At 66.8% G+C, this 13540-nt stretch carries 8 protein-coding genes; 4 read left to right on the top strand and 4 right to left on the bottom strand.

The features are described from left to right. Positions 1-28: 28 nt before the first annotated feature. Complete coding sequence (locus FHS74_RS28250; RefSeq protein WP_184807608.1) at positions 29-616, top strand: manganese efflux pump MntP; 588 nt, start codon at positions 29-31, stop codon at positions 614-616. Between the two features lie 30 nt (positions 617-646). Here FHS74_RS28250 and FHS74_RS28245 read toward each other — a convergent pair whose 3' ends face one another. Beyond that, positions 647-1663: an adenosine deaminase gene (locus tag FHS74_RS28245; RefSeq protein WP_184807607.1), complete on the bottom strand. Its 1017-nt coding sequence runs from the start codon at positions 1661-1663 to the stop codon at positions 647-649. A 218-nt stretch (positions 1664-1881) separates the two neighbouring features. Here FHS74_RS28245 and FHS74_RS28240 point away from each other — a divergent pair, with 218 nt between their 5' ends. The 3 genes from FHS74_RS28240 to FHS74_RS28230 all read left to right on the top strand — a co-directional run bounded on the left by FHS74_RS28240 (position 1882) and on the right by FHS74_RS28230 (position 7290). Then, positions 1882-4086 carry a multicopper oxidase family protein gene (locus FHS74_RS28240; protein WP_184807606.1) on the top strand — a complete coding sequence of 735 codons (2205 nt, stop codon included), beginning with the start codon at positions 1882-1884 and terminating at the stop codon, positions 4084-4086. Between the two features lie 448 nt (positions 4087-4534). Further along, on the top strand, positions 4535-5566 hold the full coding sequence (locus FHS74_RS28235; RefSeq protein WP_246463431.1) for a sulfotransferase family protein: 1032 nt from the start codon (positions 4535-4537) through the stop codon (positions 5564-5566). A gap of 35 nt (positions 5567-5601) precedes the next feature. Beyond that, a complete protein-coding gene (locus FHS74_RS28230) occupies positions 5602-7290 on the top strand; it encodes a methyl-accepting chemotaxis protein (RefSeq protein WP_184807605.1) in 1689 nt (562 codons plus the stop codon). A gap of 58 nt (positions 7291-7348) precedes the next feature. Here FHS74_RS28230 and FHS74_RS28225 read toward each other — a convergent pair whose 3' ends face one another. The 3 genes from FHS74_RS28225 to FHS74_RS28215 are packed head-to-tail and all read right to left on the bottom strand — an operon-like array spanning position 7349 to position 13269. Next, complete coding sequence (locus FHS74_RS28225) at positions 7349-8812, bottom strand: efflux transporter outer membrane subunit (protein ID WP_184807604.1); 1464 nt, start codon at positions 8810-8812, stop codon at positions 7349-7351. 5 nt (positions 8813-8817) lie between these two features. Beyond that, positions 8818-10044, bottom strand: a complete 1227-nt coding sequence (locus FHS74_RS28220) for an efflux RND transporter periplasmic adaptor subunit (protein WP_184807603.1) — start codon at positions 10042-10044, stop codon at positions 8818-8820. Between the two features lie 21 nt (positions 10045-10065). Continuing rightward, positions 10066-13269, bottom strand: a complete 3204-nt coding sequence (locus tag FHS74_RS28215; RefSeq protein WP_184807602.1) for an efflux RND transporter permease subunit — start codon at positions 13267-13269, stop codon at positions 10066-10068. Positions 13270-13540 lie beyond the last annotated feature (271 nt).

The raw sequence follows: 13540 nt of genomic DNA, 5'->3' as shown, positions 1-13540 counted from the left end.
CCTTGTCGCGTGATCTCCGAGGTTTTCAATGCCTATCACCACGTCCTTCGCCCTGGCCTTCAGCCTGTCCATGGACGCCTTCGCCGCGTCACTGGGCAAGGGCGCCAGCCTGAACCGCCCCGGCATGCGCGAGGCGGCCCGCGTCGGCGCCTATTTCGGTCTGTTCGAGCTGGCGGCGCCCATCCTGGGCTGGGGCCTGGGCCTGTCCTTCGCCCATTATATCGAGGCCTACGACCATTGGATCGCCTTCGGCCTGCTGCTGGTCGTCGGCGGCCGCATGGCCTGGCTGGCGCTGAAGGATGATGCCGAGGACAAGCCCAAGACGGAGCGGCACTCGCCCCTGGCGCTGGCCTTGACCGCCATCGCCACCAGCATCGACGCCACCGCCGTGGGCATCACCCTGGGCTATATGAACGTCGACGTGCCCACCACCATCGCCCTGATCGGCCTGGTGACCTTCACCATGGCATTCGGCGGGGTGATGCTGGGCCGCGCGGCGGGGCCCGTGCTGGGCCGCTGGGCAGAGGTCGCGGGTGGGCTGGGCCTGATCGCCATCGGCGCCAAGGTGCTGTACGACCATACGCTGGGGGCGGTGGCGGCGACGCCCATCCTGTAAGGCGCCGCCGTACGTTTCCTCGGCCGTTTCCTAGGCCGGGGTCAGGGCCAGGGCGTCCAGCCGGGCAAGGTGGGGGGCCTGGGCCTCCCCATCCAGGAAGGATCCGGTGATGCTGTTGCGGGCCAACCGGACCAGCTGGTCCCGGCTGAGATCCAATGCGGCGGCCACCCGCACGTAATTGTCCAGCAGATAGCCGCCGAAATACGCCGGGTCGTCCGCGTTGACGGTGGCCCGCAACCCCAGGTCCAGCATGCGCCCCAGGGGATGGGCATCCAGGCTGGGAACCACGCAGAGCTTGAGGTTGGACAAAGGGCACACCGTCAGGGTGGTGCCCTGGTCGGCCAGCCGCCGGGCCAGGGCGTCGTCCTCCAGCGCGCGGTTGCCATGATCCAGCCGGTCAACGCCCAGGACGTCCAGCGCCTGCCAGACATAATCCGGCGGCCCCTCCTCGCCCGCATGCGCCACCAGCTTGAGCCCGCGCTGGCGGGCCGCCTGGAACACCCGCGCGAACTTGGACGGCGGGTTGCCAACCTCCGACGAATCCAGCCCCACGCCCGTGATGCGGTCAAGGTAGGGCTCCGCCGCCCTTAGCGTGGCGAAGGCGGCATCCTCGTCCTGGTGGCGCAGGAAGCACAGGATCAGCCTGGAGGAGATGCCGAGTTCATCCGCCGCCGCCATGCCGGCCAGCAGTCCATCGGCCACGACCTGGAAGGGGATCCCGCGGTCGGTATGGGTCTGGGGATCGAAGAAGATCTCCGCATGGACCCCGCCATCGGCCGCCAGCCGCCGGAAATAGGCCAGCGCCAGGTCGCGGAAGTCCTCTTCCGTGCGCAGGACCTGGGCGCCCTGGTAATAGATGTCCAGGAAGTCCTGGAGATTGGTGAAGGCATAAGCCGCCCGCACCTCCTCCACCGTGCGGAAGGGCAGCGCCACGCGGTTGCGGCGGGCGAACTCGAACATCTGCTCCGGTTCCAGGCTGCCTTCAATATGCAGGTGCAGCTCGGCCTTGGGCAGGCCGCGGATGAAATCGGAGAGAGGGTCGGTCATCGGGCTGCCTTTCCTGATCGCTGGAAGAACGAGTGTAGCCCCAGGCTGGCCATCGACGACAGCCTTTCCCAAGGAACCGTTAACAAGCCGATCACATCTCATGAGCGCATAAGCCGTAACATCACTCGCTAAACGAGTGTAACACACCCCCACATCTGCTAGATTGCCGCCAACAACTCAACCAGAGGGCGGCGAGGGCCGCGAAAAGGGGGTAGAGCATGCAATGGCATTCGACGCGCGGCGCGTCCATGAATTGGCGGTGGGCCGGGGGCGCGACCCTGGGCCTGGCATTGTTGGGGGCGGCGACGGCCCAGCCGGCGGCGGCGCAGAGCACGTTCGCCAACCCGCCATCCCTGCCGCAGACGGCACCGGCGCAAGGGTCGGCCACCGTGCCCGGCCTGCCCAAGGCCCCCTCCGCCGTCAGCCTGGCGACCGCGCCCCAGCCGCACGCCGGCAAGGAGCGCGCCTTCGACCTGCACATCAAATACTCCGAGGGGTCCCTGTACGATCCCGGTCAGCAGCGCTTTCAGCGCCTGTACCTGCGCAGCTACGTCGGCACCGGCGTCTCACCGGGCACGCCCTATGTCGCGCCGGAAATCGACGTGACGCCCGGCGACACCGTGCGCATCACCCTGCACAACGATCTGCCCAGGGAAGAGAACTGCGGCTCCCCGAACATAAACAAGCCGCACTGCTTCAACCACACCAACCTGCATTCGCATGGCCTGTGGGTCAGCCCAACGGGCAACAGCGACAACGTGCTGATCTCGATCAACCCGACCGTCAGCTTCCAGTACGAATACAACATCCCGGCCGACCACCCCGCCGGCACCTTCTGGTACCATCCGCACAACCATGGATCGACCGCGCTGCAGGTGGCCAGCGGCATGGCCGGCGCGTTGATCATCCGCGGCGACCGCAAGCCCACGCCCGAGGTCAACGGCGATCTGGATACCCTGTTGGTGGCGCCCAACGGTCAGCCCTTCAAGGAGCGGACCCTGGTGTTCCAGCAGATTCAATATTACTGCCTGGATGCCAACAAAAAGCCGACCTGGACCTGCGAGGCCAACCAGACCGGCATCATCGAAACGTATGACGCGGTCCAGAACCCCCCTGGAAGCAACCCCCCGACCAGCGACGAATTCGGCCCCGGCAGCTGGGCGATGTCGGGCCGTTGGACCAGCATCAACGGCGTCATCATGCCCACCTTCACCGACGCCCAGGCCGGCACGGTGGAACGCTGGCGCCTGATCCATGCCGGTGTGCGCGAAACCATCAATGTGGAATTCCACAAGATGGTGGACACCACCGCCGCCACCGCGCGGCCCACCAAGGACGCCACGGGCAAATTCATCGACACGGTATGTACCGGCCCCGCCGTGCCCTACCAAGTGGTGGCCGCCGATGGCCTGACCATGGGCAACACCCTGACCAACACCAACACCGTGCTGCAGCCGGGGTATCGCTATGACCTGCTGGTGGTGTTCCCGGAACCTGGCAACTATTGCATGACCCAAGGCGCCATGAGTTCCGCCGCCACGGTCAGCCGCTCGGAAACGCTACGCAGCCTGCTGGGGGTGGTCACCGTGCGGGGCGGCACCCGCACGGCCAACCCGACGCAGACACTGGTGGACACGCTGGTGGTGTCCGCTCGCGGCAACATGCGGCCCGACGTGCGCGACCAGATCATCGGCGACCTGACGGCCAAGGACCGCAGCGGCAAGCCAGCCATCAAGCTGACCCGCTTCGTGCCCCACCCCACCATCACCGAAGACGAACTGAAGTACCAGACCAAGGATGGCGTGCTGAAGGACATGCCGGAGGAGCACATGGTGTTCTACCTCGGGCCGGGCGTGCCGGATGATCCCAACAAGCAGCCCTACAACGGCCTGGACGCGACCAAGTTCACCGTGGCCAACAACTTCGACATGGTGCAGTACGACGGGCAGAACTGGGTACCCAAGGGCACCGCGCCCTATGATCCGAAGCAAATCGACCGCAAGCTGGTGCTGGGCAGGGCACAGCAATGGGAACTCCGCTCGTACAGCGTCAGCCACCCCTTCCACATCCATGTGAACCCCTTCCAGATCGTCCACATCTATAACGAGAAGGGCCGGGACGTCAGCTTGCCCGGCGCGGTGGACGACGATGGCGACACCCAATTCGCCGGCCTGCAGGGCGCCTGGAAGGACACGCTGTGGGTCAAGACCAACCTCAGCGCCTTCGGCTCGCCCGACCTCAAGCCCAACCCCAACCCGCCGGTGCACTATTATCGTCTGATCGTCCGCACCCGGTATGAGCGGTACATCGGCGAATTCGTCCTGCACTGCCACATCCTGGACCACGAGGACCAGGGCATGATGCAGAACGTGGAGATCGGCATCAGCGACGGTGACGCCGGCCTGGCCCACGCCCACCACTGATCACTCCCGATCTGTCAGGCCCTCCTTCACAGCGGCCCAGCCTTCGCGGCTGGGCCGCTTTTTTTGTCCCCAACGCGCGTCCGGCGTCGCCACTTGAGCGATTCTCATAAGGAACCCCGCACTTAGCCTTGGGTCCTGCGGAGAAACCATCCTGCCTCGGGAGCCGGTGGCGCCCCGGCAGCACACCCGATAACGGATCGGGATCGACACATCACCCACTAAATAAGGAACAATTTTAGTTAAACAAACCGGATAAATACTTATAAATTACGCTGCAAACGCGTTCACAAGACTGAAACGTGGCCTTTGGTGGTACTATTTGTGAATCTTTTCTTATTAATATTGTCTTAAGAGTCCCTACCCTATACCTTGGTGTAGGAAAGCAACCCAACCCATCCCCAAGGCACCTGCAATCAGGCCCAAGAGAATTCTTGGGATAGGAAGACTCATGGTCGCATTCTATAAGAAAATCATCGACCTAGGGGCGCTCGCCGACCTGGTCGAACAGGACGACGCGTCGCTGGACAGCATTTGCCTGTCATCCGACGGACGATACCAAACACGGGAATTTCCATTTGGCGGATTAAACGATCAGGTGGCCGCTCACCTGCGGACGGGCTTCTCAGACAGGGCGGAGCGGGATTTTCCCCAGCTGACCTGCGCTTGGGGCCGGGCCCGCGTGGGATCCACCGCCCTGGCCAACCTGTTCGGGGTGGCGGGCCTGCCGTCCTATTACCAGCCGACCAAGGCGATCATGCGCCATGTGCTGGCGGCCGGGACACCGGGCCCGTGGATCGTCCCCCTGGCGGACCAGGCGCCGCACATCTTCTGCAAGGACGTGGCCGGTCCCTACCTGACGGCGGAGTGCCTGTACATCCCCCTGCGGATGCTGATCGAAGCGGGTTATCCCGCCGACCGGCTGCATCTGGTGATGCTGGACCGCGAGCCGGTGCACGCGCTGGCCTCTTGGTTGCGCAAATGGTCCCACCGGATCAGCCATGACCAGTTGCTGGAGAATTTCGTCATCGCGTCGCTGAACGCCGGACGGGTGGAAGCCTACGCCCGTCGCGAGGGCGTGCCGGTGACCCACTACGTCTATGAGGCGACGCGCCAGCCGGTGCTGTCGGCGGCGGCGCTGTTCCACCGGCTGGGCCTATCCGATTATTTCACATCCGAAACGGTAACGGGCTGGCAACGGATGGACAGCCTGGACGACGCGTCGTCGCGCATCATCTTCCCCGTGGAACCGGATGCGTACGCCGCCCCCGGCCTGCACCATCAGCCAGGCGGCATCGGCTGTTACGCCTATCAGGACCGCGACCACGGCGCGGTGACCGAGGCCGACATCGACCTGCTGCGGCGTTACGGCGTGGATGAGGTCTACGCCCGCAATGCCGCGGCCTGCGCCCACGACCTGGACCTGCCCCGGGGATTGTTTCGTGATGATAACGACCCCTTGCCCGCCGCCGCCGTCGCCTGACTCCCTCCCCTCCTGTCCCGCGAAGTGATCCGATCATGTTGAACAAACTGAAGATTTCGCACCGGCTGGCGCTGTTCATGCCCATGCTGGTGCTGGCCTTGGCCCTGGCCGTCGGCTTCGCCCTGTCCACCTTGCGCGGCACCCTGATGGACGACCGCAAGGAAGAGCTGAAGCAGATCCTGATGGTGACCCGCGGGATCGCGCAGAACTGGTACGACCGGGAACAGTCGGGCGAGTTGACCCGCGCCCAGGCGCAGAAGGGCGCCCAGGACGACATCCGCAAGCTGCGCTTCGGCAATGGCGAGTATGTCTACGTCAACCAGTATGACGGCCTGACCATCGTCCACATCAAGCGGGAGTTCGAGGGCAAGAACCGCATGAGTTTCAAGACGGCGGACGGGGTCGAAACCGTGCGCCTGGGCATTGAGGCCGCCAAGCAGGGCGGCGGCTCCTTCACCTATACCTACCCGCGGCCCGGCAGCAAGGGCGGCCCGGCCGAGAGTTTTCCCAAGATGACCTACAGCCTGGGCTTCGAACCCTGGCAGTGGGCGTTGGGCACAGGCATCTACATCGATGACGTCGACGCAATATATCATGATATATTGACTGCCATGCTGATGCTGACGGCCGTCGTGGTCGTCGCCGGTGGCTTGGTCGCCTATCTGCTGGCGCGCAGCATCGCCAAACCGCTGAAGCTGATCACCGAGCGCATGGGCCGACTGGCCGATGGCGACTTGAGCGTCGACATCCCCCTGCTGAACGACAGACATGAGATCGGGCGGTTGGCCCGCGCGCTGGAGGTGTTCAAGCGCAACGGCCTGCGCAACGCCGAACTGACCCAGGCGCAGATGGCCGAGCAGCAGGAGAAGCTGCGCCGGCAGCAGGCGGTGGAGGCATCACTGGCCGATTTCCAGCAGCGCACCGCCCGGGTGCTGGACAACGTGGTGAACGCCTCGGAAGAGGTGCGCAACCATTCCTCCGGCTTGGCCGACATGGCGACGCAAAGCCGCGGCATGGTGGAAATGGCCAACCAGGCCTCGGCCGAGACCAGCGGCAACGTGCAGATGATCGCCAGTGCCGCGGAGGAGTTGGCCGCCGCCGTGGGTGAGGTCAACCAACAGGTCACCCGCTCCACCACCATCGCCGAACGCGCGGTAACGGAGGCCGAACGGACCGGCGAGACCATGCGGGGCCTGGCAGAGGCGGCCGAGAGCATCGGCACCATCGTCCAGGTGATCCAGGAGATCGCCAGCCAGACCAACCTGCTGGCCCTGAACGCCACCATCGAGGCGGCGCGGGCGGGCGAGGCCGGCAAGGGCTTCGCCGTGGTCGCCAGCGAGGTGAAGACCCTGGCCAGCCAGACGACCAAGGCCACGGACGAAATCCAGGGCTACATCACCGGTATCCAGCAGGAAACCACCCGCGCCGTGGACGCCATCGCCAACATCGCCCATGTGGTGGGCGACATGCGGGCGATATCCACCGCCATCGCGTCCGCCATGGAGCAGCAAGGCGCCACCACCTCGGAAATCGCCCGCAACATCAACGAGGCGGCCGCCGGCACCCAGCAGGTGTCCACCAACATCGTGGGCGTGGCGGGGGCGGCGGAACAGACCAGCCAATCGGCCAACGTCCTGCACGCGGCCTCCGAAGCCCTGCGCCAGGACGCCGACGGCCTGAACGCCGAGATCACCGGCTTCTTCACCCGGCTGCGCGCGATCTGAGGAAAGGGTATGGACGGGGGGGGAAAGGGCGGCGCGGCGCCCTTTCTTCTGCTGGAGCCTACCGGGCCTTCGCCTGCTCCGGTACCGTCGCCGCCTCACCCGCCGTTGGCAGCGCCCCCACATCCCACCCCCCGCCCAAGGCGCGGATGAGGGCGACGTCGGCCTGGACCTGGCGGGTGTGCAGATCCAGGCTGCTTTGCTGCGCTTCCAGCAGGGCGGTCTGGGCCGTCACCACGTCGAGATAGCTGTCGGCGCCGTCGCGGTAGAGGTTCATGGCCATGCCCAAGGTGCGCTGGGCCGCCTGCGTGCCGGCGTCCTCATCCTTGGCCGCGGTGCCCAGCCAGCGGATGGCGGCCAGATTGTCCTCCACCTCGCGGAAGGCGGACAGCACGGTCTGGCGGTACTTGGCTGCGGCCTCGTCCTGCTGCGCCACCGCCCGCGCTAGACCGGCGTCCAGCCGCCCGCCCTCGAACAATGGCAGGGTAACGCCGGGGCCGACCGACCAGAAGGCCATCGGCAGCTTCAGCAGGTTGAACCCGGTGTCCTGAAAGCCGCCCACCGCCTGCAAGGACAGGTCGGGATAGTAGGCGGCGCGGGCCACACCGATGCCGGCGTTGGCCGCCCGCACGTCCCGCTCCGCCGCGGCGATGTCCGGCCGGCGTTGCAGCAGGGTGGAGGGCAGCCCCGTGGGCACGGCCGGCAGGGTGGGCGTCCACGGGGTGGGCGCCAGACTGAATTCGGCCGGCGTCAGGCCCACCAAGGCGGCGATGGCGTGTTCCATCTGGGCCCGCTGGGACGCCACCTGCGACACTTGTGAACGCGCGCTGTCCAGCTGGGTTTCGGCGCGCGACACGTCCATGCCGGCGACGATGCGGCCCTGGAACAGAGTCTGCGTCAGGCTGAGCTGTTTCTCATAGGCCGCGACGGTATCGGCCAGGATCCGCGCGCGCTCGTCCAGGCCGCGCAGGGCGAAATAGTCGGTGGCCAGTTCCGCCTGAAGGCCCAGGCGGACGGAGGCCAAGTCGGCGGCGCTGGCCTGGGCCTCCGCCTGGCCGGCGGCCACCTGGTTGCGCACCTTGCCCCAGAGGTCGACCTCGTAGGAGGCCGATGCGCCGACGGTGTTGGAACCATAGACGTCACGCTGGTTGGCGCCGCGCAACGGCCGGTCCTTGGACTGGCGGTTGTTGGTCAGGCTGGCGTCCAGGTCGACGCGCGGCAGCAGGCCGGCCGAAACGGCGGCGGCGCCCGCCCGCGCCTCGTCATAGCGGGCCAACGCCCCCTTCAGCGTAGGGTTGGCGGCCTCGATCTTGTCCTCAAGGCCGTTCAGCACCGGGTCGTTGAAGGCCATCCACCAGGGGCCGCGCGCGGCCTGGTCCGATGGCTGGGCGGGCTGCCACGGCGATCCCCCGGCCTCCTTGAAGGCGGGGGGCAGGACCAGCTGCGGCGGCTGATAGTCCGGCGCCAGGTTGCAGGCCGCCAGCGCCAGCAGGGCGCCGCCGGCCAATAGGATCTTACGGGTCATGGCTGTTACCGGTCCGCCTTGGGCGCGGAAGCCGGGACGGCAGCCGCGACCTTGCCCGGGGCGGCCGCGTCTGTGGCCGCCAGGCGCACCGTGTCGCCCGTACCCAGGGTTTCCGGCGGGCTGTCGATCACCCGGTCGCCGGGCGCCAGCCCCGCCACCACCTCGACGCTGTCCCCCAGGTCACGGCCCAGTTGCACCCGCTTCAGCACCACCTTGCCGGCATCCGGCGTTCCAGGGGCGCCCAGCACGGCCAGCTGCGCGCCGCGATCCCCCACCACCAGGGCCGTGGCCGGCACCTTGGCCGTGTCCGGCGCCGCCGGCAGCTGGAAATGGACCTCGGCATAGGTGCCGGGGGTGAGATCGCCATCGGGATTGTCGGCTTGCAGCTCCACCAGCATGCTGCGGTTGGCCGTGTTCACCGCGTTGGCCGTGGTGGTCAGCGTGGCGGCGAAGGTGCGCCCCGGATATTGCGGCAAGTCGAACGTGGCCTTCGCCCCTGGCTGCAGCAGGCCGGCGAAGGCCTGCGGGATCTGGACGTAGAGGCGCAGCTTGTGCAGGTCCGACACCTCGAACAGTTCCGGGCCGCTGCCGCCGCCGGCGTTGATCAGCGCGCCCACGTCGGTGGTGCGGGCGGTGACCACGCCGTCGAAGGGGGCGGTGATGCGCTTGAACGCCGCCAGCGTCTCCAGCCGGCGGACGTTGGCGGCCGCACTGTCCACCGCCGCGCGCTTGGCCTGGCTGTCGCCCACCTTCTCATCCGCCGCCTGCTGCGACACCGACTGCGACGCCACCAGGGCGGCCCAGCGTTTGGCCGTCAGGTCGGCCAGCTGGGCGGTCGCCTGGGCGCGCGCCAGGTCCGCCCTGGCCTGTTCCAGCTGCTGGTCCAGGTCCGGGGTGTCGATGGTGCCCAGCAGTTCCCCCGCCTTGACCTTGGCGCCGATGTCCCGCTCCCAGCTTTTGAGGTAGCCGCCGACCCGCGCATAGATGGGCGCCTTGGTGTAGGCCTGCAGGGTGCCCGGCAGGGCCAGCGTCTGCGCCTTGTCCTCATGGGTCACGGGGGCCAGCGCCACGGTGGGGATGGCCTGTTCGGCGTTCCACTGCACCAGGTCTCGAGTCGCCCGGGCCCGGCCGGTGACGCCGACGACGATGATGGCGCCGGCGGCCACCAGGGCCGTGACGCCCAGCAGGGCCAGGCGGCGGGGGTTGGGCGTGGGTATCTGCACGGTCGACATGGGGAAGTTACTCCGGTTTGGTCAGGCGGTGGCGGGCGTGGGGTGGGAGCCGTCGCCGTGGTTTCCTTGGCCCGCTGCGGCGCGTTTGGGATCGCGGGCGTGGGCCAGGCTGAACAGCGCGGGAACCATGAACAGGGTGGCCAGGGTGGCGAAGACCAGGCCACCGATGACGGCGCGGCCCAGGGGGGCGTTCTGCCCCGCCTCGATGGCCATGGGCGCCATGCCGATGATCATGGCCAACGCCGTCATCAGCACGGGACGGAAGCGGGTGTGCCCGGCCTCCATCGCCGCCGACAGCGGATCGACACCGGCGGCCAGCCGTTCCCGGGCGAAGCTGATGACCAGGATGCTGTTGGCGGTGGCGACACCCATGCACATGATGGCGCCGGTCAGGGCCGGAACCGACAGGGTGGTGCCGGTGCCGAACAGCATCCACACGATGCCGGCCAGTGCGCTGGGCAGGGCCATGACGATGACGAACGGGTCCACCCACGATTGGAAGTTCACCACGATCAGCAGGTAGATCAGCACGATGGCGAAGGCCAGGCCCACGAACAGCTGGTGATAGGCGCTGGTCATGGTGGTCACCTGGCCGCGGATTTCCACATGGGCTCCGCGCGGCAGATCGGCCATCATGCTGTCGATGGCCCGTTGCACGTCGGCGTTGATGGCGCCCAGGTCGCGGCCGTGGGGGGTGGCGTAGATGTCGATGGCCGGACGGATGTTGTAGTGGGAGACCACCGCATCCTCCCGCCCCCGGCTGATATGGGCGATGCCGCCCAGCAGCTGGCTGGCGGGGCCGGAGCCCAACGGCATGGTCTGCAAGCCGCCCATGGTGTCGATGTCGCGCTGCGGCGTCTGGATGGACACGGGGTAGGAGATACCGCTCTTCCGGTCCAGCCAATAGGTGGGCGCGGTCTGGCTGCTGCCGGCCAGGGTGTCCAGCATGGTGGTGGCGGCGTCCTTTTCCGTCAGGCCCACCAGGCCCGCCAGCGACCGATCGACGTCCACCTTCAAGGACGGTAGCTGGAAGGCCTGCTGGATGCGGGCGTCGGCCACGCCGGGGATGCGGGCGATCTTGGCCAGCAGCTTGTTGGCGTAGACGCGGTTGGTTTCCAGGTCGTTGCCCGAAATCTGCACGTCCAGCGGCGCCGGCAGGCCGAAGTTCAGCACCTGGGTGGTGATGTCGGCCGGCAGGAAGGCGAAGGTTGTGCCAGGGAACAGGCGCGGCAGGTCACGGCGCAGGCTGTCGACATAGTCGTCCGTGGGGGCGTGACCTTCCTTCAGGGTGATCAGAATGTCGGCATCCTGCACGCCGATGGTGCCGCTGTTGCCGTAGGCGTTGTTGATGCCGCTGACCGGCAGGCCGATGTTGTCGACCATGCCGCCCAGATCGGCGGGCGGGATGATGCGCTGGATGGCGGCGTTGACGCGGTCGGCCAGACGGGTGGTTTCCTCGATGCGCAGGCCGGTCTGACCGCGCATATGGATCTTGATCTGGCCGCCATCCACGTCAGGAAAGAAGTTCTGCCCCAGGAAAGGCACCAGGGCGAAGCTGGCCAGCGACACGAGCAGGAAGCCACCGATCATCCAGCCGCGCCGGCGCAAGCCGAGAAGCAGCAGGCCCTGGTATGTCGCCCGCACCGCCTCGAACCCGCGCTCGAAGCCCCGCTGGAAACGGACCAGCGGGTTGCGGGTGGGCGCGCCGTGGGTATCGGCGTGCAGGCCGTGGCCGGCATGGGTCTGGTTGCGCAGCAGGTGGTTGGCCAGCGTCGGCACCAGGGTGCGCGACAGCACGTAGGAAGCCATGAGCGCGAAGACCACCGCCTCGGCCATCGGGCGGAACAGGAAGCCCGCCACGCCGCCCAGGCCGAACATGGGCACGAAGGCGATGCAGATGCACAGCAGCGATACGGTGGCCGGCACGACGATCTGCTTGGCGCCATCCAGGATGGCGGTTTCGATGGCCTTGCCGTGCTCCAGATGCCAGTTGATGTTTTCGATGGTCACCGTGGCGTCGTCCACCAGGATGCCCACGGCCAGCGCCAGGCCGCCCAGGGTCATGACGTTGATGGTCTGGCCCAGGATGGACAGGATGGTGATGGAAGCCAGGATGGCCAGCGGGATGGACACGGTGATGATCAGCGTTGAGCGCCAGCTGCCCAGGAATAGCAGGATCAGCAGGCCGGTCAGGCCGGCGGCGATGGCGCCCTCACGGATCACGCCGGACACCGCGTCCTTCACGAACATCGACTGGTCGCTGATCGGGGTCAGCGTGACGCCGGCCGGCAGGCTCTTCTCGATCTCGGGCAAGCGATCGCCCACGCCCTGGATGATATCCAGCGTGGAGGCGGACCCCGCCTTCAGCACCGACATCAGCACGGCGTTCTTGCCATCGACGTGCACCACGTTGGTCTGGGGGGGGCTGCCGTCATGCACATTGGCGACATCCCGCATATAGACGATGGTCCCGTTGACCGTCTTGATGGGCATGTCATTGAAGGGGGCGATCAGTTTGGGGCTGTCGTTCAGGTCGACGGCGTATTCCAGCTTGCCGACCTTTTGCGTGCCGGCCGGCGTGATCAGGTTCTGCACCGACAGCGCGTTGACCACGTCGGCGGCCGACAGGCCGTAGGAATGCAGGGCCTGCTGGTTCAGGTCGATCTGCACCTGGCGCACCTTGCCGCCGTAGACTGTCGGAAATACCGCGCCCGGCACGGTCACCAGCTGTGGCCGGACGAAATTCTGGGCCACGTCGTTCAACTTGGTGTCGGACAGCGTGTTGCTGGACAGCGCCAACTGAAGGATGGGCACGCTGGACGCGTTGAAGACCAGCACCTGCGGCGGGGTGATGCCCGCCGGCATCTGCTTCAGCACCGTCTGGGAAATGGCGGTGACCTGCGACTGGGCGGCGTTGATGTTCACCGTCGGCTGGAAGAAGATCTTCACCACGCCGTAGCCCTGCACCGACTGGGACTCGATGTGTTCGATGTCGTTCACGGTCGCGGTCAGCGAGCGTTCGTAATAGCCGATGATGCGGCCCGACATGTCATCGGGCGACAAGCCGTTGTAGGTCCACACCACGGCGATGACGGGGATGCCGATATTGGGGAAGATGTCGGTCGGCGTCTTGACCGCCGAGGACACCCCGAAAATCAGGATCAGGATGGCCATCACGATGAACGTGTAAGGCCGCCTCAGCGCGATCTTGACGATCTCGATCATGACCGCACCTCCCGGTCCGGGCGGGGTGGGTTGGCGCGGGGCCGGTGGCTGTCGTGCCAGCAGCAGTCGTATATGATGCGATGCAACACGTCTCAGATCCCTCGGAACGGGTTCGGGAACCCAACACATCGGGAAATAGGCGACGTTCCGGGGAATTGGGATTAAATAATTTTTTTGGGTGCGGTGCGGGATAACGCCGTCCTCCCACCGGCGAACCCTAGCGGAACCGCCGTTCCGCCGAAGCGCGCAAGGCCCGCGCGCACCGCCTCAA

The organism is Nitrospirillum iridis (assembly GCF_014205765.1).
GTDB lineage: Bacteria > Pseudomonadota > Alphaproteobacteria > Azospirillales > Azospirillaceae > Nitrospirillum > Nitrospirillum iridis.
Note: the sequence above shows the minus strand (reverse complement) of the source record. Positions and strands in the feature narration are given on the sequence as shown.